13 protein-coding genes and 2 pseudogenes are annotated in these 19,769 nt (G+C 33.0%); 10 read left to right on the top strand and 5 right to left on the bottom strand.

The window, feature by feature from the left end; translation table 11 throughout:
- Positions 1–300: 300 nt before the first annotated feature.
- The 3 genes from DY168_RS09655 to DY168_RS09645 all read left to right on the top strand — a co-directional run bounded on the left by DY168_RS09655 (position 301) and on the right by DY168_RS09645 (position 2,530).
- Complete coding sequence (locus tag DY168_RS09655; RefSeq protein ID WP_479723540.1) at positions 301–1,668, top strand: recombinase family protein; 1,368 nt, start codon at positions 301–303, stop codon at positions 1,666–1,668.
- Between the two features lie 166 nt (positions 1,669–1,834).
- Positions 1,835–2,050: a helix-turn-helix domain-containing protein gene (locus DY168_RS09650; RefSeq protein WP_115641585.1), complete on the top strand. Its 216-nt coding sequence runs from the start codon at positions 1,835–1,837 to the stop codon at positions 2,048–2,050.
- 21 nt (positions 2,051–2,071) lie between these two features.
- On the top strand, positions 2,072–2,530 hold the full coding sequence (locus DY168_RS09645; RefSeq protein WP_115641584.1) for a DUF262 domain-containing protein: 459 nt from the start codon (positions 2,072–2,074) through the stop codon (positions 2,528–2,530).
- Positions 2,531–2,644: 114 nt separating this feature from the next.
- Here the strand turns inward: DY168_RS09645 and DY168_RS09640 are convergent, their stop codons facing one another.
- Positions 2,645–3,763 (bottom strand): ISAs1 family transposase, encoded by a 1,119-nt coding sequence (locus DY168_RS09640; RefSeq protein ID WP_115640421.1) that lies wholly within the window; start codon positions 3,761–3,763, stop codon positions 2,645–2,647.
- Positions 3,764–3,895: 132 nt separating this feature from the next.
- Between DY168_RS09640 and DY168_RS09635 the strand changes: the two genes are divergently transcribed.
- A complete protein-coding gene (locus tag DY168_RS09635; protein ID WP_147291421.1) occupies positions 3,896–6,109 on the top strand; it encodes a DUF4268 domain-containing protein in 2,214 nt (737 codons plus the stop codon).
- Positions 6,110–6,249: 140 nt separating this feature from the next.
- Here the strand turns inward: DY168_RS09635 and DY168_RS15070 are convergent, their stop codons facing one another.
- Positions 6,250–7,500, bottom strand: coding sequence for a transposase (locus DY168_RS15070; RefSeq protein ID WP_115641061.1), 1,251 nt, complete (start codon positions 7,498–7,500; stop codon positions 6,250–6,252).
- 928 nt (positions 7,501–8,428) lie between these two features.
- On the opposite strand from DY168_RS15070, the gene DY168_RS09620 reads away from it, so the two are divergent.
- Both DY168_RS09620 and DY168_RS09610 read left to right on the top strand, forming a co-directional pair.
- Positions 8,429–8,836 carry a GNAT family N-acetyltransferase gene (locus DY168_RS09620; RefSeq protein WP_242984102.1) on the top strand — a complete coding sequence of 136 codons (408 nt, stop codon included), beginning with the start codon at positions 8,429–8,431 and terminating at the stop codon, positions 8,834–8,836.
- A gap of 483 nt (positions 8,837–9,319) precedes the next feature.
- Entirely contained in the window at positions 9,320–9,547 is a 228-nt protein-coding gene (locus DY168_RS09610; protein ID WP_115641581.1) for a type II toxin-antitoxin system Phd/YefM family antitoxin, read from the top strand.
- 53 nt (positions 9,548–9,600) lie between these two features.
- Here the strand turns inward: DY168_RS09610 and DY168_RS15280 are convergent.
- Positions 9,601–9,818: pseudogene (locus DY168_RS15280) on the bottom strand (IS3 family transposase); the annotation flags it as partial.
- A gap of 45 nt (positions 9,819–9,863) precedes the next feature.
- Positions 9,864–10,013: pseudogene (locus tag DY168_RS15275) on the bottom strand (IS3 family transposase); the annotation flags it as partial.
- Between the two features lie 701 nt (positions 10,014–10,714).
- Between DY168_RS15275 and DY168_RS09595 the strand changes: the two are divergent.
- From DY168_RS09595 to splB, 3 genes are all read left to right on the top strand, one after another.
- Positions 10,715–11,053, top strand: a complete 339-nt coding sequence (locus DY168_RS09595) for a hypothetical protein (protein WP_242984101.1) — start codon at positions 10,715–10,717, stop codon at positions 11,051–11,053.
- Positions 11,054–11,079: 26 nt separating this feature from the next.
- Entirely contained in the window at positions 11,080–12,075 is a 996-nt protein-coding gene (locus tag DY168_RS09590) for a type II toxin-antitoxin system antitoxin SocA domain-containing protein (RefSeq protein WP_115641578.1), read from the top strand.
- 333 nt (positions 12,076–12,408) lie between these two features.
- The gene (splB, locus tag DY168_RS09585; protein WP_115642470.1) at positions 12,409–13,431 is read left to right on the top strand and encodes a spore photoproduct lyase; all 1,023 of its coding nucleotides are present in this window, start codon (positions 12,409–12,411) and stop codon (positions 13,429–13,431) included.
- A 158-nt stretch (positions 13,432–13,589) separates the two neighbouring features.
- Here the strand turns inward: splB and DY168_RS09580 are convergent, their stop codons facing one another.
- Complete coding sequence (locus DY168_RS09580) at positions 13,590–14,123, bottom strand: nitroreductase family protein (RefSeq protein WP_115641577.1); 534 nt, start codon at positions 14,121–14,123, stop codon at positions 13,590–13,592.
- Between the two features lie 372 nt (positions 14,124–14,495).
- Here DY168_RS09580 and DY168_RS09575 point away from each other — a divergent pair, with 372 nt between their 5' ends.
- Positions 14,496–19,562: a S8 family serine peptidase gene (locus DY168_RS09575; RefSeq protein WP_115641576.1), complete on the top strand. Its 5,067-nt coding sequence runs from the start codon at positions 14,496–14,498 to the stop codon at positions 19,560–19,562.
- Positions 19,563–19,769: the final 207 nt, after the last annotated feature.

The raw sequence follows: 19,769 nt of genomic DNA, 5'->3' as shown, positions 1-19,769 counted from the left end.
CTTTAGGTTAAAAAAAGCTAAAGAAGAAGCTCAAAAAATATGTAAAGGAATGGGTAAATTACTTTAAGCTAGCAGACATAAAAGGTATACTTACTAATGCAGGCCAATAGTTGTGAAGAGGGATAAGAATGTATATGGACCGTCATCCCCTTGATAAAGATGGAAGACAAGCAAAAACTCAGAGTCGCAGCGTACTGCCGGGTAAGTACCGACAGCGATGAGCAAGCTACAAGCTACGAGGCACAGATAGAGCATTACATAAGTTTTATACAAAGAAATGAATAATGGGAGTTTGCCAAGATTTTCGCTGATGATGGTATTTCAGGAACTAACACTAAAAAGCGTGAAGAATTTAATCGTATGATTGAGGAATGTATGGCTGGTAACACAGACATGATTATTACTAAGTACATTAGCCGATTTGCTAGCAATACTCTAGACTGCCTGAAATACATTAGATTATTAAAGGAAAAGAACATTCCCGTATACTTCGAAAAAGAAAATATCAATAGCTTAGATTCTAAGGGAGAGATTCTACTTACAATTATGGCGAGCCTTGCACAGCAGGAATCGGAATCTTTAAGCAAGAACGTAAAGTTGGGATTGCAGTTCCGATACCAAAACGGTGAGGTACAGGTGAACCACAATCGTTTTATGGGGTACACCAAAAATGATGAAGGTCATCTTATTATTGAACCTACTGAGGCAGAAATTATAAAACGTATTTATTTGGAGTATCTGCAAGGAGAAAGCCTGAAACAAATCGGAGAAATTTTAGAATCTGATGGCACCCTAACTGTAGCAGGGAAAGCAAAATGGAGACCAGAAACTATAAAGAAAATCTTAAAAAATGAGAAATACATCGGTGATGCCCTTTTGCAGAAGACATATACAGTAGATGTACTTACGAAAAAGAGAGTTAAGAATAATGGCATCGTTCCACAATATTATGTAGAAAATAACCATGAAGCCATCATACCCCGAGAACTTTATATGCAGGTGCAGGAAGAAATGCTAAGAAAAACAAATCTTCACAGCGGTGAGAATAGAAAGAAAAGAGTCTACAGCAGTAAGTACGCATTATCCAGCATTGTTTACTGCCCAAAGTGTGGTGACATATATCGCAGAATTGCTTGGAATAACAGAGGCAAACGTTCCTTTGTTTGGCGATGTGTCACTCGAGTGGAACATGGTCCAGAACGCTGTGATGCACCTACAGTTCAAGAAATGGAACTTCAAGCGGCTGTAATAAAAGCTATCAATATGGCACTTGGTGGCAAGGATGATATGCTTATAGCCCTAGAGCAGAACATTGCATCAGTACTTGCTTTGGAAGATGAAGGCTCTATGGAAAGAATCAATGCCAAACTGGAAGAATTACAAAAGGAACTGTTAAAACGAGCAAATGCTAAAAAGGATTATAATGACCTTGCTGATGAGATAGACCGTCTTAGAGAACTAAAGCAGAATACTATGGCAGAGAATGCGGAACGAGAAGGCTTGAAACAGCGAATTGCTGAGATGCAGGAGTTCCTTGCAGAGCAGATGGAGCAGATAGAAGAATATGATGAATCCCTTGTGAGGCGAATGGTTGAAAAGATAACGGTTTATGAGAAAAAGTTCTCGGTGGAATTCAAGTCAGGAACAAGTGTTGATGTTGAAAGATAAAAAAAATTACAGAAGTTAGCACCTTGCAGAAATGCAGGGTGTTTTCTGTGGTGAAAACTTCATTTATCTATTACATTGGTATAATTGAAATTTACCAAAAATTGTAGTACAATAAGTTATCTGATTTGTGAAATAAGTTAAGAGCAAACAAGCAGAGGTGTAGAACATGATTAAAAATAATATAGAACTCGATGTTAAAGTCAGGTGTATAGAGAATGGAACCACACAGGCAAAAATAGCAGAAGACATCAATACTACAAAATCTTATGTGAATCGTATCATCAAAAAGCAGGATGGTATTGTAAACAAGACATTTGTGCAGATGATTGAGGCTCTTGGCTATGATATAGAACTTACCTATGTAAAAAGAGAGACAAAATAAATCAATAGAGAGGTGCTTGGAATGGCTAGTGAATTGCAACCTTTGTCATTATTATTTCAAAATAGATTATTTAGAATACCAGATTATCAGCGTGGATATGCATGGCAGCAATCGCAACTTGCTGACTTTTGGGATGATTTAATAAATTTACAAGATAGCAGATATCATTACACGGGTTTATTATCATTGAAAACACTGAAACGCAGTGAAACTAAAACTTGGGGCAGCGATTTGTGGATGCTGGACAAGGGATTTAAGGCTTGCAATATTGTTGACGGACAGCAGCGTCTTACAACATTCATCATTCTCTTAAATGAGATAGTTGAGTTTACACGTTCTTTGGAAGAAAACACTGAAAAATCGGATGAAGAGATAGTTCTTGGCTATGATACCTTAAAAGATATTGTAGCAAAATATATTTGTCAACACAAACCACCAAATAATCCAGGGCAATTGCATCCTTATATTGTAATGAGCTAAAGTTTAATCATATTTTGGTAGTATAAGGATATTGTTGCACTTGAAAATATAGAAGTTTAATATAACGTTTACTTAAGATATTAGAACTGTAATAACTTTATGAAAACGATGTTTCTATTGGATTGAAGTTAAAACCTTTCTTAAATAATCATTATCCCAACCGGATTTGAGTCTTTTAGCTTTTACACCAATCTTTACTGATTTTTCATTTTTTAATAAGTTTAAAGCTATATGCCTTAAGATGGCAAAGTTTTCAGCTGCATTTTCAATTCTTATTCTGCTATCATCTTCTCTAAAAGCAATATCTAAAATCCAATGTAAGCTATTCTCTATTCCCCAATGTTTTCTAATGGCATCAGCAACCTTTTCAACATTTTCTGTTAAGCTCGAAATATAATACCTTCTTTCTTTAGATGTTTTATCGCCTATGGTTCTTTCAGATTCAACCATAATTATACTATTTAGGTTTTTCCACTCTGACTTCTGTGAAAGCCAGTTTAAATCGTTAATTAAGTAATGTTTACGTGTTTCAATTCTGCCATGATCTTTGTTAGTAGTCTTGAAAAAACTATATTCAACATCAGCAAATTTATTCTTAGATTCTTCTTCAAAAAAGTATTTTATATCGTTGGAAAAGTTTTTATGATTACCTTTTAAAGCTAAAACATAATCTCCGCCCTTTTTGATTATTTTTTTAGCTATATTTTTTTGAGTACCCATAGCATCAATTGTTACTATAGATTTATTTATATCTATCTTATCTAATAATTCTGGAATTGCTGTTATTTCATTTGATTTATCATTAACCTTTATCTGACCTAAAACTAAACCTAACTGATTTGACCATGCACTTACCATATGAATAGCTGATTTATTGTTACTTGTATCAAAGGAATGCCTAACTGTCTTGCCATCTATGGCAATTACGTCACCAGTAACTTTATCAGAAATATCTTTGATCCACTTAATAAACGCTTCCTGAAATTCTTTTGGATTAATAATAGAAAATACTCTTCCAAAAGTATCATGGGATGGTATCCCATGATTAAGCTCTAAGAATGTTGAAAACCACTCTTGTTTTGATGTGCCATATTGAGCTATATCTGTCCATGTATCGGCTCCGCATATTATTGCACAAGTTGCTATTGTTAGTATATCAATAAGCTTATGTTTTGAATTATTATCTCTTGGGTCTGAAATGCTTATAAAAGAATTTGAAAGTTCGTGATACATAATTATAAAAATCCCCTTTACATTAGTAATATTATTAAATAAATTCTACTATGTAAAGGGATTTAACTCAAGTTTTTAAATGCAATTGCCCTGCCAAATAATCAGATTACTACATATTTGTTCGGTTATGAAGTGGATAACGCTAGTGCTGACTATCTCAGATATAGAGTGTTTAATGAACCGTATTCTGGTACGGTCAACGAAACTTATTATACGAAAAATTTGAAGTATGCAAAATCATTCTTTAGAGAGAATTTATCGGCTCTTTATTTAAGTGAAAAATTGGAAGGTGTAAGTAATCTGTATCTCAAACTGACATTAAGGTTGATGTTTAACATTCATGAGATTGATGATGATTACGATGTGTTTGTTGCCTTTGAAACGATGAATAACCGTGGGAAGAAATTAACGAACCTCGAATTACTAAAAAACAGACTAATATATCTGACCACGCTTTATTCTGATGAAAAGTTCGATGAGATGGATAAAGCAAACCTTAGAAAGCAGATAAATGATGCATGGAAAGAGGTATATTATCAGCTTGGTAGAAATGAAAAGACACCTCTTTCTGATGATGAATTTTTAAAGGCACATTGGATTAGTTATTTTGCATATTCCCGTAGAAAAGGTGATGACTACATTCATTTTCTTTTAAATAAATTCTCAGCAAAGAATATTTTTGAAAAGAAAACAGTAGTTGTCAGAGATACAACACAAGAGGCTTCAGATGACATTGAGTATGATGCAGAAATTGAAACTGAAGATGATATTGAGCCAGAAGTAGTGGAGATTTCTAAGTTGGAGCCAAGCGAGATTTCCAACTATGTTAACAGTCTAAAAGATATGGCAAAATACTGGTATGACACTTTCTTCCCTATGCAGAGTAATAATTTGACGGCGGATGAAAAAGTATGGGTTGACCGCTTGAATCGTATTGGTATTGGGTACTTCAGACCTCTATTAATGGTAATTATTAGCAGGAGGGACTTGAAGGTAGAAAAACGAATTGAGGCATTTGCAGCAATCGAAAGATTCTTGTTCATTTGTTTTAGGATGGGGTATCTTAATGCAACCTTTAGGAGTAGTGAATATTACCGTGCTACTCGCAGCATTTATCTGAAACAAATGGATATTGATGATTTAATTGATGATATTAACGAGATTACCAATGCCAATATCGAATATGCGCTACCTAACTTTGTTACGAAGATTGAAAAGTATTTTGACAATATGGGTGGTTTCTATTACTGGAACTCTATAAAGTATTTTTTGTACGAATATGAATTCCTACTGGCAAAGAAAAATAATATTGATAAGGTTAGCTGGGAGATGTTCACTAAAACAGAAAAAGACAAAATATCTATTGAACACATTCTTCCACAGACACCTACAAAGTATTATTGGAAAAATCATTTCAGACAGTTTGATGATGAGGAAATCGAGTTGCTGTCATGCGCATTAGGTAACCTATTGCCATTATCACAAAGCATTAACTCGGCTTTGCAGAATGATAGCTTTGAAGATAAGAAAACTTCCAAGACTAATGGTAGAAGAGGATACCAGAATGGATCCCATTCTGAAATTGAGATAGTAAAGGAAACTGACTGGTCAGCTGAAAGCATTTATAAGCATAGCAAACTACTCCTGCAGTTTATGGAGAATCGTTGGAAATTCAGATTTACAGGGGAGCAGATGGATAAGTTGATTTATGTATCCTTTGCAATGGATGGCAGAGAGATTCCAGAATCACTGCCGGAAGAACAGGAAAATGCTGAAGAACATTCAACCGCAGAAACATCATCTGATATCGAGCAGAGACAAGATATAGAACTTGGAACACAACAGATGAAGTTTTGGACACGTTTTATTGATTATTGTAATCAGGAAGGCCGTGGTGAGGATATTGCATCAAGAAAACCATTCCCTCAGGGGTGGTATCATATTCCAATTTCAGACGCAGATTTTCACCTTGAATTTACACTAACAAGGGGCAAGTATCTCTCACTGATTATCTATGCTTATAATCAAGAGACATTCTCACGATTGGAAAGAAAAAAAGTAGAAATAGAAACTGTATTTGGTGATAAGTTGGACTGGTACTCCAGTAGAAAAACCAGCACGGCCAAGCGAATTATTTATAAGCGTGAATGTGAAATCTTTAATCCCGAAAAGCAGGAAGAACTGTTTTCATGGATGATCGATAAATTTGACGAAATATGCAATGCACTGGTCAAAGTCGGAGAACTAGATGATGAAGAACAGCCAACAGATAAGTTTACAGGATTAAAGCAAGTGAGTCCAGCGAAGCATGTCCTCACCAGAGATTTCGCATTAAAATCCCAGTGAAAATTTTACTCTTACTGTAATTGTCACCTATTACATTCATTAAGATATATGGAAACACAACACAAAGATAGGTCGCAAAATGCCTATAAATTCCCCCTCCCCAAAGTATCTTCAAAATTAATTTACAATTATTAAACTAGTTAAGTAGTATCGAAGATAGGATTTATCCAATCTTGTACTAATAGCATCTCATCCCTTAAATCCTCAATTATATTTATTTGCAACATCCTTTTTCTTCTAAACCCTCTAATGCACCGAAAAAAATATAATTGCATTAAGTTAAAGGCTATTACTATAAACATAAGCACTGTTTCTACACCTGTAGGGCTATGAAGAAAGCAATGATCTAAATGCCACTCCGTTTTTAACTGATGAAACGCATTATTTTCAATATCCCATCTTTTATGCATTATCTTCCACAAAGTTTCTACTGAAGTAAATTTGTCTGTAGTTATAATCCATGATTCTTTGATTTCTACTTTATCTTTTTTATGTACTTCTTCTATAAACTTTATAAATCTTACTTTTATCTCTGAATTAGACATTTCAAAATTATCTTCATCCCAGGCTTTTATTTTTATATAGTTGTTACTTTTTCTATTCACAACCCACTTTTTATTTGGCTCCCTGCACTTGAATAAAGCTAATGCATCTTTGACAATATGAAGTCTTTCATCTTTAACTCGTACTACTGCATTCATTCCAATTGATAGCACTTCTTTAATCCAAGTGGATTTACAATATAGAGCGTCAGCGACTATGATATCTGCAAAATGATGAAATTCTTTATATAGCCTATTGATTAGGCGTTTCCCTCCGGTAGTTTCACCTTCATCCTTATTTGATCCATCTGTTTTAGGTTCAAGCATTTCCTGTCCTAAAATAAGGTTCGGATCAGAGCCTACAGTTGAACATACTACTGACCTGTGAAAATAATGAGTAACTCCACCATTGTGAACTCGGCTAAGACATTTATCACAACACTTTTTGGTGCTTTCAAATAATTCTACACCATCTATTGCCACTACCTTTAAACCATCCATAGTACTAGCTCTAAAGACTTTATTTTTTACCGCAGTTTTTATTATTTGATTGTGCATATTATTTAAACCTTCTAAGTCAAAGTCGCTTAATGAGCGCCTAACGGTATCAATACGTGGCACTTTAGTTTTCTTAGGTAGCAACTTTTTAAATTTATTTTTTTCAAGTAAGTGTTCTAATCTATTGAAACTTCTTATTTGAAGTATAAACCCAAATAATACCACAAAGGAGATTGTTGAAACTTTTGCAGAAAATTTTATTCTTTTATCCTTTAAGGTATTGATTTTTTTGCCTATATGATATACCTTATTAATATAGGTGAGCATTTGTTTTAAATAATTTGTGTTCATTTTATCAGCATCCTTTTATTTTAAGTTTCTAGTTAAAACTATTATAAAAAGGATGCTTTTATTATGCAAGTTTTTCCCTTATAAATTCCAGCAAAAATCGGAATTAATAACGATTTTCTTAATTTGATACAAATCATTATAAATCAACGGGCTATCGCCCTAAAAACTTTTCAAGTGCTAAACTTCTGTGTCCTCACAAGGAACCCAGGGTAGCATGTCCTCACAAGGAACCCAGGGTAGAATAAAATGGAAAACTGCGCTTAAGCAGAAATATTAGCAATGGCAAATAGCAAGAGGGTCACGTTGCTCACCATAACTACCTCAAGGGCCCAGAAAATTACCAGGTATAAGCATTTCATTAGAGTAAAATTTAATGAAGTGCTTTTTAGCGTGCCTCTACTCTAATTATTTATATGTGAAACCATAAAAATAAGAGATGGTAGAGCTGTTAGGGAGAATGATAGAAACTGTAGATTTATTGCTCATGAAGATGCTATAGGTGTGGATGCAACTATAATTAGTGGAGGGTTTACAGCAGTGATAAGTGAACCTGTAGTGACAACATAATTAAAATGATTTGTGGCAGAATATTGATTACTATACCAATAAAGCGATATAATATTGATATATTAAGATAGTGTTAACTAATCTATGAAAAAACAGATTAAAAGTTTTTAGATTTAAAATAAGTAATTGATTTATTTGTGAAAGTAATAGTTGATTATATGTAACTAATATTGATATAATTGTACTCATGATGACACCTTCCTTTTGGAATTTTGTTGGGTTGAGATACAACAATTATACCAGAAAAGAGCGGGGTCATTGTTTTTTTAGGTTTAAAATAGCACAAGCCCTTGCAATAGCAAGGATTCAAATAAGTAAAAAAAGGATAGTGTTAACACTATCAAATAATTAAGGGAGGTATATGAAAATGAAAATGCTCTATGAAAAACCGAAAGCAGAAGATTATGTTAGCTTGAGGCTTCGTTCAGGAATGGGAAATAAGGATTTGGAAAGAAGCAGAAAAGCAATAGCAAATTCTTTATTTACAATATCTCTTTATGACAAAGAAAAATTGATAGGATTTGGAAGAATTGTAGGTGATGGAGGAATAACTTATGTTATAAGCGATGTCATGGTGGATGAACATTATCGAAAAAAAGGCTTTGCAGATAAAATAATGAAAGAAATCAATAACTACCTTGAAGAAAGTACTTTTGAAGATAGTTATATATGTTTGATAGCGAACAGTCCTGCTGATTTATTATATAATAAGTATCAATTTGAGTATTTGCCACCAAATAAGTGTGGCATGTTGCGCAAACAAAATTAGAAGGCGAGTATTAGCAAGTGAGTCCAGCGAAGCACGTCCTCACAAGGAACCCAGGGTAGAATAAAATGGAAAACTGCGCTTAAACAGAAATATTAGCAATGGCAAATAGCAAGAGGGGCACGTTGTTCACCATAACTACCTCAAGGGCCCAGGAAATTACCAGGTATAAGCATTTCATTAGATTAGAATTTAATGAAGTGCTTTTTAGCGTGCCTCTACTCTAATTATTTATATGCGAAACCATAAAAATAAGAGATGGTAGAGATGTTAGGGAACATGATAGAAACTATAGATTTATCGTTGATGAAGATGCTATAGGTGTGGATGAAACTATAATTAGTGGAGGGTTTACAGCAGTGATAAGTGAACCTGTAGTGACAACATAATTAAAATGATTTGAGGCAGAATAATGATATATTAATCAAGGGGCATAAAGATTAATAATCTTTGTGTATACTATTACGAATACAGGAGGTGTATGTTATGTCGACAATAAGACCGAGTTCAGATTTAAGAAATAATTATAGTGAAATATCAGCATTTTGTCATAAGTATAAAGAACCAGTGTATATAACAAAGAATGGTCACGGAGATTTAGAGGTTATTAGTATTGAAACCTATGAGAAGCTTGTAGGTAAATTTGAATTATATAAATTACTTGATGAGGGTGTTGATGCAATGCAAAAGAAAAAGGTTAGACCTTTTAAATAAGTATTGCTGAGATAGAGAAGAGTTTGAATTGTCAACACTTTATTATACAAATTTTATTCGGTCATATTTGCTAGTCGATATTCTATTGGTGTCATATAATTTAAAGCGCTATGAATACGTTTATTGTTATACCATAATACATAACTTCGTAAATCCTTTTTTAGTTATTACAAGCTCTTAAAAATCCTGTTAAATGCAAATTTTGTTTTTAAAATTTTATAACTAGTCTCAGCAACAGCATTATCATAAGGACATCCTTTTTAGAGACTGATGAATACCCCACTATTTCTCTATTAAAAAAGTTGATTAATAATCATATATAATGCCATTTATCAGCCACATTAACATATGTAAGATCACTTAGTACTATTTCTAGATCGCTTCTATTATCAAATTCTCTATTTACTATATTATCTACCTTTTCCTCATTACAACTGGTCTTATGGACCTTATACTGCTTTAAAGTACAATTTACTATAACTTATCCACTTGCTATGATTGATGAGTGCATGGTAGGCTGTATTGATATGATAGTGACCAAGTCAATTATACGATTTGCGAGAAATACTTTGGACTGCCTTAATCGAAACATTGCAATTACCATGAATCAGGTTGATGGTTCTGAGGTAGAACAAATTGAACAAAAGTTGAAATGGCAGAAGAAGGAACTCTAAAGATTGTCAACAACAATCAGGATTATTCTAGCCTAGCTAATGAGATTTATAGGCTTGGAAATGAGAAAAAAGACTGCATTAGCTAAAAATGCTGGACTCGCAAGTCGGAAACAGAAAGTGGCAGAAATGACAACATTTATGAAGGAGAAAAAATCGCAACACAGGAATATGACGAGCAGATAGTTTGCAGGCTTATAGAAAAGATTGCGGTCTATGATGAAAAACTTACAATTGAGTTTAAATCCGGCATGGATATAAATGTGGAGACGTAAATTAAGCAAAAAGCAAAAGATGCATCCGTCCTTGGTTGGTAAAATGCATCTTACATGAAAAGTTTACAAATGTAAATGCACTTATTGGTGCATAAGTCTTGACAAGTAGCATATAATAAGGTATCTTTGTATTACAAAGAGGTGATGCAATGAATCCGTACTATAACCAGAATTATACGAGAGAGCAGATAGATGCGATTCTTGATAAAATAAAAAGATGTGTGGTAAACAGACGTTTTACGATTTCAAAGAATGAGCATAGACAGGAAAATATTGATTTTATAAATGAATATAACATTAGAAGTGAACGTCAATCTTCAATTCTGTTGCAAATTCAGACAGAAGATTTCTGCCATTCCTTGAAGAATGTGAATTTAGGCTTTGATCATGAAGTTTTATATGTATTTGTGCCACAGGTACAGCTCTTTAATGCAGAGGGAAAAGAAGAAATGGTTGATGTTTATGCAAAGTTTAATATAATTGATATGCAAAATGGAAGTCGTACAGTTGTAATATCTTTTCATAAACCAAACAAGACGATTGACTACCTATTTAGGTAAGTCGGGAATTGAAAGGAGGCATTGTTATGAGTGAAAGAAAAGTATTTTGTGAAGAATGTAGAAATGATGTTAATTTTATTATTAGTGAAAAGAAAATGGAAGGTACTATTAAAGGTGAAAAGTATTCTTATACAGGAAAAGAAGCGTTTTGCGTAGATTGTGGCACTGAAATTTATGTTGCAGAAGTGAATGATTTTAATTTGAAAGCACTATATGATGTATATCGAGAAAGAAATAATGTTATATCCCTAGAGTTGATTTTAGCAATACCAGAAAAATATGCAATTGGGAAAAGGCCGCTTTCTCTTTTACTTGGTTGGGGAGAACAAACTTTTTCTCGCTATTGTGATGGAGATATGCCGACAAAGCAGTACTCTGAAATTCTGCAAAAAATTTATGATAATCCATCATATTATTCGGAAATATTGGAAGAAAATAAAGGGAACTTGAAAACAGCTGTTTCTTATGAAAAAAGCAAAAGAGCAGTGGATGAACTTCTCGGAAGAATAGGGAGCAAAAAAACAAAGATAGATTTGACCATTGAATACTTGCTGAGCCAATGTGAAGATATCACACCACTAGCATTGCAGAAAGCATTATATTATATTCAGGGATTTTATTCTGCTTTTTATAAAACATTTATCTTTTATGAGGATTGTGAAGCCTGGGTGCATGGACCTGTCTATCGCGAGATATATTTTAGGTATCGTGATTATCGGTTTGATCCAATTGAAGGAAATGATGGGTTTGATGATTCGGTATTTACTTCCTCAGAGAAAGCAATTTTGGACAGCGTGATTAAAAATGTATGTTGTTATAGTGGAAAAGTTCTTGAAAATTTTACTCACTCAGAGTCGCCATGGCTATCAACCAGAGGAGAACTGCCGGAGGCGGTAGTATCCGACAGAACTATTCAGAAGGAACAAATTGCTAGTTATTTTAGTGCAGTTAAAGAAAAATACAATATGATTAATCCAAATGATATTAAGAGTTATACGCAAACTATGTTTGAACAAATGTAATTTAAAGCATGTCCTCACAAGGAACCCAGGGTAGAATAAAATGGAAAACTGCGCTTGAACAGAAATATTAACAATCGCAAATAGCAACAGGTAAACTTCGTCTCCCTCTAACACCTCGGAGCCCACGAAATTCCCAGGTAAAAGCATTTCATTAAAGTAAATTTTAATGGGGTGCTTTTTAAACTTAGGGTGGTTTTATTAATATATTTTAGTATTTCTAGGATATAACCATAAACTTTAGGAAACAATAAGATACAAAGAAAAAAGATTTTATTTATCACAGAAAGGAGAAAATAAATCACTTAATATAGGGTGATTTATTTAGTAGAGAATATGTTTAGACCTAAAAGAATTATATTTGAAAAAGATTCGTTAGATTACGAAATGGGCAAGAATATTTTTTCAATGTTTAAAGATAATGATAATGTTGAGATAATAAACTTAACATCCAATAGAGTAAAACAGCATATTCCAGGTAATGATTTATTTATTCAGTATAGAGAAGGAAAGAAGACTTTGGTGGTTGGAACTAAAAAGACTTTGAAGTTTCAAACATGTAAACCATCTGCGCACTATCAGCTTCCCTTAGTGTCAGGATGCATGGGACAGTGTGAATACTGTTATTTGAATACTCAGTTAGGAGATAAGCCTTTTGTAAAAGTACATACTAATATAGATGACATTCTAAATCAAGCTCAAAAATATATTAACGAAAGATTACCTGATATAACTATATTTGAAGGAGCGGCTACATCTGACCCTATACCTGTTGAACCTTACACAAATTCATTAAAGAAAGCCATAGAATTTTTCGGAAAAGAAACAAATGCCAGATTTAGATTTGTAACAAAATACAATGATATAGAATCATTGCTTAACCTAGAACACAATGGACATACAGAAGTAAGATTTAGTATTAACACTTCTCTTGTTATAGATAAATATGAACATTTTACTGCTTCTCGTGACAAAAGAATAGAAGCAGCTATAAAGGTAGCAGAGTCAGGGTATCCTGTTGGTTTTTTAATTGCACCGATATTTATTTATCCTAGCTTTAAAGAAGATTATCATGATTTATTACTAGAGTTAAGTGAAAAGCTTCCAAGTAACTTAAAATTCCCTGTAACCTTTGAGGTAATATCTCATAGGTATACGATGGTAGCTAAAAATAGAATACTTCAGGTATTCCCTGAAAGTGAATTACCTATGAATGAGGAAGAGCGTAAATTCAAATATGGACAATTTGGATATGGCAAATATGTATATGAAAAGGAAAGTATAAGGGAAATAAAAGAATTCTTTTCAAAAGAGATAGAAGAATTATTTAAGAATAAAAAGGTTTTATATATTATATAGTCATGTTATAAGAAAGAGAGATATAATTAATAATTATATGAAATCAGATATAAGTATAACTTTATAGTAAATATTAAATTCTGAAATTGTGCAACCCTATTGATGCAGAATTTATAATAAGGGTTGCACAAACTTTTTGTAAAAAAATTAAGGAGGTATTATTGCCTAGTTGAATTCTCCCAACTGTTGTAATAAATATGTTTGGAGATATCCTTTGGCGGATAATGCTCATCATTTTCATCCGTTTCACCAATTGGAGTCATTGCAACTACTTTGAAATTTTCAGGTATATTTAAAATCTTACGTACCGTTTCTTCCTCAAAAGAGCCTATCCAGCAGGTTCCATAACCTTCATTTGTTGCTGCTAATATGAGATGTTCCATTGCAATACCGCAGTCTAGCATAAAATATGATTTGTTATCATCTTCACCGCTTTCCGATGGATTTGCCACTATAACAGCAATTATTGGCACTTGTTTAACAGCATTTGATGTTTTGTTTATAATTGTATTGGATATTTGATCTATTAGTTTTCGTTCATTGATAAAAATAAATCTATAACAAGTTTTATTTTTCCATGAAGGTGCCATTAAAGCAGCATTAATAATATTATCTAATTTTTCTTTGGGTATAGGGGTTGATTTGTAGCTCTTATTACTTGTTCTGTTTTCAATTACCTTATAAAAGTCCATTAATATTCTTCTTCCTTATTATAATAGTTTTTAAATTTTAAAATAATAATGTAAAGCTCAAATTTATATAAGGAATATTCCCTATGAATTTTAGTATGTCTGAATATGTACTTTTTATACTTTAAGCAATAAGGGGGTCGCTTTATTTTTTAAAATTGCATCTAGAGCCCAGAAGTTTAATAAATATAAGCACTTAATTGGATTATATTTATCATTATATGAGTCTCGCTTTTAGTTATGTGTTTGATAGATAATAAAAATACTATAAAAAGCTTTATTGAAATTTAACATTGTTTATTGACAAAGTTTTGGAAACAAATTACAATACTTATATGGTTGAATTTTACAGAAGTTGAAAAAGGGGGGATATAAATGAAAAATGGGCATAAAAGATTTTTATCTTCAGTGCTTGCTTTCACTGTTATCTTTAGTTCAGTAATAACAGTGAGTCCGCTAATCACCAATGCTAAGCCATTAAGCGAAAACGACAAAATTATTGAGGCTATTAAGGCAGATTTCTTAAAAGAAAGACAAGAAAGTATTAAGGAAAAACTAAACTCAAATGAAGGAAGTGCTGTGAAAGAAAACAATCCAAATGAAGTTGTAAGGGTAATAGTTCAAATGGAAAGGGATTCTACTTCTGACACAAAACTAAAAGAAATCCAAACAGGAATTGAATCAAAAGCAAAAGATTTAGAGGGCGCAGAGATTAGAAAAACCTATACTGATGCTTTTAACGGATTTAGCATGAATGTTAAAAGAAGTGAAATATCCAAATTAAAAGCTATTCCAGGAGTAAAAGCTGTAAAAGAGGCAATTAAGTATTATCCAATTATGAATAATGCTACTAAGCTTACAAATGCAGTAGAAGTATGGCAGAAGTTAAATTATAACGGAGAAGGTTTGGTAATATCCATTATTGATACAGGGTTAGATGTTGGGCATAAGGACATGAAGTTAACAGACACTTTAAAAGCAAAAATTCAAGATATTCAAAAAGGTGAACATACAAAGTTTACATCTAAGGTGCCTTATGGACACAACTTTGCAGACAATAATGATGATGTTAAACCTGGAGCTGGGGTGAGTCAACATGGTATGCACGTTGCGGGGATAGTTTCAGCAAATGGAGATGGGATTGATAGATTTAACTCTATAAAAGGGGTTGCACCTGAAGCACAATTACTAGCAATGAAAGTATTCTCTAATAATCCTGAAATAAGTGGATGTTTTGATGATGATATAATTGCAGCTATAGATGATTCAGTAAAGCACGGTGCAGACATAATAAATATGAGTTTGGGAAGCTCAGCAGGATTTCAAGATGAGAGCAGTCCTGTTGCAGTTTCAATAAAAAATGCAACAGACAAAGGTGTTATGGTAGTTATAGCAGCAGGTAATGATGCTACTTCAACAGATACTTCTGGTGGAACAACTCCTATTGATAAGTTTGGAATTAAGGATACTGCTATGATATCATCACCAGCTTCAGCAGAAGATTCATTAGCTGTTGCATCTTCAGACAATTCTATAAGTATAAACAATAATCTTAGTGTAAATATTAATGGAAAATCAGAAGACTTCAACTATTACCCATCAGAAAATGATCCAGCCATAAAATTAAAGGATTCAGAATATACTATAGTTGATTGTGGAGTAGGATCAGAAGCCGATATGTACAATTTACAAGATGAACTTCAAGGTAATATAGCATTAATAAAGTATACGGGTGAATCAACTAGTTCTATTTTAAGAAAGGGTGCTATGGAGCATGGTGCAATAGGAGTTATTATATATAGTAATGACGGAGATGAGACACTTCATGGTATGTATGAGGATAAGACGTTACTTCCAACAGCATGGATTAAAAATTCAGCTGGAAAAAAGATAGCTGAAGCTGTAAAAGGCGAAGCAAAGGTTACATTTACAGGAAACAAGAGTGAAGAAGTAAGTGTAACTAGTGGACAAATGTCAACTTTTACATCCTTTGGACCAACTCCAAACCTTGAGCTTAAACCAGAAATATCAGCTCCTGGTGGAGGTATATATTCTACAGTAAATGATAATAAATATGATAATATGAGTGGGACCTCCATGGCAGCTCCTCATATAGCAGGGGCATCTGCACTAGTAATGCAAGGGTTAAAAAAGAGTATGCCAAGCCTTACAGGAAGAGAACTTGTAGAGTTTTCAAAGAAAACTTTAATAAATACTTCAAAGGTTCAATTGGATAATGCATTAGGTAGTGGAGTACCATATTCGCCAAGAAGACAAGGTGCTGGTTTGGCAAATATTGAGAATGCAATAAATAACACCGTTTTATTAACAGGAGAAAATAATAAAGCTACTGTGTCAGTTAAAGAAGTTGGTAATAATTTTAGTTTTAAAATAAAAGTAAAAAATTATGGAAGTCAATTAGCTAATTATGATTTATTTACAGAAGGAGTTTTAGCTCAAAATATAATTGACGAGGATAAGCATTTTGCAGATTATATAATTGAAGGTGCTAAAACAAAGTTTAGTAAAGAATCAATATCTTTAAAGGGACAAGCAGAAGAGATAATAGAAGTGAATATAACTTTACCAAGTAAGTTAGAAAAAGACAGATTTGTTGAAGGTTTTGTTCATTTAAAAGGAAAGTCAGATAATACACCAGATTTAGTTATACCTTACATGGGTTTTTGTGGAGATTGGGGCAAGGAATCTATAATTGATAAACCAAGTTACGAAGAGGGATCAATAAGTGGATACACAACATTAACAGAGGGACTTTTCTTAAATATTCCAGTATGCCTTGGTCAATTTGAAGAATCAAAAGACCATGGTTTAAAGGTTGATCCGGAAACTGTTGCCATTTCTCCTAATGGTGATGATGCTTGTGATTTTGCGCAACCTTACTTAGTTGTACTTAGAAATGCTAAAAATATTAAGTATGATGTAGTGGATAAGAATGATGGTACAGAAAAGGTATTAAGAGCATTAGGAGACGAAGATTACCTGCGTAAGGGAATGCTTGCAAAGCAAAACGCAGGTGCTCAAATGTGTTATTCGGGAATGTGGGATGGAACTTTCTATAATAGGAGTACTGGCAAGTATGAAGTTGCTAAGGATGGTAAGTATTACATTAGAGTAATAACAAAGGTTGATTTACCAAATGCTAAGCCACAAGTTTTGTATTTACCTTTAAAGGTTGATACAGAGGCTCCAAAGGTGACAATCTTATCTGCAGAAAAAGATTTAGATGGAGATACCGTTACTGTTAAATGGACTCAAAAGGATGAAGGTCCAGGAGCTTCAAAATTAATTGAAAAGTCAGAAGGCGGTGGAAGTTATTCACACGTATATTTAAATGGTGAACGTATATCTGAAGCAGAACAAGCAATTGCGGTTGAAGATGATATTTATAGTGTTAAAATTGAAGTTGATAATGTAATGGAAAATAGTATTAGCATTGGAGCTCGTGATAGTGCTTTAAATATAGGAGTGGACACGATAACACTTGGTTCAGTACTGAGTGTTCAAAATTTACAAGATAAAATGTTCATTAATAAATCCGTAGTTAATGATGGTGTTTACCGTATTATAGGAACAGTATCAAAGGATGTTAAAGAAGTCCAAATTAATGGTGAAAAAGCTAATTTGACAGCTAAGTCTGAATTTAGCTTTGACTTAAAGGTTAAAGAAGGCGTAAATGAAATTAAGATTATAGCTAAGGATGCTAATGGCAATGTAATAGAGGCCATAACTAAAAATTATAAGGTTACGGTTGATACTGAGGCTCCAGTAATTAAAATAACTTCTCCAGTACAAAGTGGAACTGAGGGAATAATCTCTAACACGGACAAGGTTTTAATAAAAGGTGTTGTAACTGACAATGAAAGTAAACCTGACAAGATTACTGTAAAGGTTGGATGGGATACAGCAGATGTAAACTCTGATGGAACATTTGAATTAGAGACTAGGCTTTGGGATGCAAATAATATATTAGAAATAGTGGCACAAGATGAAGCATTGAATTCTACTAAAACAGAACTGAGCGTGGGTTATGAAAATTCAACTCAAGATTTCATGATTAAATTTACAAATTTAAAGTCATTTACTGTAATAGATCCAACTCAGGGCGAAGTAAAGGATGGAATATACAATGCAAAAGGTTATGTTAGTAAAAGAATAAATACATTGAAAATCGATGGCAAAGATGTAGTGATCAAAAAGGATTTAACTTTTGAAGCACCTGTATCAATTGATTCAATAAGAAAAAAGGTATCAGTTTTTGCTATGGATGCTAATGGAAAGGTTTATTATAACTATGTTTATGATATCCTTTATGATGATAAAGCTCCAAAGATAAATATATCAGAACCAATAGAAAATGCAGATGGAAATGTATATACAAATAAAGATACCTTAAAGATTAAAGGTACTGCAGCAGATGATGGTTTTGGATATTCATTATTTATTAACGGAAACAATATACTTACATTAAATCAATTTCCTATTACTGGTGAGTCACATAATAAGAGGGACTTTGAACACGAAGTTAATGTGTCGAACAATGAAAAGGTCTTAGTACAAGCTAAGGACTTATTTGGAAATGCCTTCTTAAAAGAATACAATGTAATTGTTGATAAGGAAGCACCTAAGGTAATTATAGAAGGAGTAGAGGATGGAAAAGTATACAATTCTTCTATAAAACCAGAGATTAAAGTTAATGAAGATGCTGCTACAACAATGACACTTGATGGGAAAGCATATTTAGGCACAGTTATAGAGGAAGAGGGAAATCATACTTTAGTCGTTACGGCAGAAGATAAATCAGGTAACGTATCTGAGGAGTGTAAAGTAAGCTTTACTATTGATAAGACAGCGCCGGAGGTAACAGTAACTGGGGTTGAAGAAGGTAAGGTATATACCGAAGCTGTAACCCCAGAGGTTAAGGCTAATGAAAAGGTAACTATAACAATGACACTTGATGAAAAGGTTTATGATGGAACTTCTATAAAAGAATTAGGAAAGCATACATTAGTTGTTACAGCTGTAGATGTAGCGGGTAATAAAACAGAAAAGACTATAAACTTTATTATAGAAGAAAAAAAGGTAGATGAAGATAAATCAAAGGATGAAGATACTAAACCTGGTGAAAATAAACCAAAGGATGAAGATAATAAGCCAAAGGATGAAGATAATAAGCCAAAGGATGAAGATAATAAGCCAGGTGAAGACAAACCAAAGAATGAAGATATTAAATCATCTAGTGATAACACTAAAGATAATAGTAATGACACAAGTGTAAAAGCAAGTACTAGTAATGGTGCTAAAATACCTAAATTAGGTTCTCCAATAGGTATGAATGAACTAGTAGTATCTGGACTTATAATAATAGTTATAGGTGGAGCTTGCATTTTTGTTTCTAGAAGAAAAGAAAAGGAAATGAACTAGATAAAATTTTTAAGGAGCTAGCGTACTAAAAAATGGTGCGCTAGCTATTTTTCTTTGTAACTTATTATATTCTAAGTGAGAGTGTAACTTTGCTTACATCAACTACACCCTTCTTCTAATCATATGTATATGAAACAATAAGAATAAGGGAAGGTATAGCGATGAAGAATACTAAAACTTAATGCTTTTTAGATTTTAAAAGATACT

It is taken from the genome of Clostridium putrefaciens (assembly GCF_900461105.1).
In the GTDB taxonomy this organism is placed as follows: Bacteria; Bacillota; Clostridia; order Clostridiales; family Clostridiaceae; genus Clostridium_L; species Clostridium_L putrefaciens.
Note: the sequence above shows the minus strand (reverse complement) of the source record. Positions and strands in the feature narration are given on the sequence as shown.